Here is a 459-nt window from a genome sequence, read left to right as displayed (position 1 = left end):
AAGTAGATTTATCTACTTTTGAGGGCAGCCCCTATTTCGCAATATAACCAGATATCCATTACATCATTTGACATTTATTAATTAATTTATCCGGGGATATTTGTGTCATGTCTGAAAACTGATTTAGGTAGGCTTGAAATATGTCAGTTTGCAGCTTGAGACTCATGTTTGTTCCGTCACAGATAAACTGAATCAAGCCTGCGTTTTCCAGCTCATTAAGATCATGAGAAATAGTTGTAGAACTGACATTTTGGGAATCGAGTAGGGCTTTATATTGTAATGGAGCTTTAGAAGCTCCAATTTCTTTCAGGATTTGATAACGCCTCTGATCTGAAAGAGCAATAGAGATGTTCGTAAACTGATGATCAGATAGGAAGGAGTTCATTCGAATTATCCTTTCTTATTTAAGATCTTAAAGATACATTATTCGGTCCGCGAGTATATACCGCGAGTATATAC

The 459-nt window shown here is 36.2% G+C and carries 1 protein-coding gene; it reads right to left on the bottom strand.

Annotation, left to right across the window (positions count from 1 at the left end; genetic code table 11):
- Window positions 1-58: 58 nt before the first annotated feature.
- A complete protein-coding gene (locus AC1DUA_RS40600) occupies window positions 59-385 on the bottom strand; it encodes a winged helix-turn-helix domain-containing protein (protein ID WP_477505014.1) in 327 nt (108 codons plus the stop codon).
- Window positions 386-459 lie beyond the last annotated feature (74 nt).

The organism is Paenibacillus sp. 01T422 (assembly GCF_056398785.1).
The sequence above is the reverse complement of the archived record's forward strand: the minus strand, read 5'-3'. Positions and strand labels throughout refer to the sequence as shown.

Coding starts and splice junctions, on each gene's coding strand:
- AC1DUA_RS40600 (WP_477505014.1), bottom strand. CDS start 385: ATGAACTCCTTCCTATCTGATCATCAGTTTACGAACATCTCTATTGCT.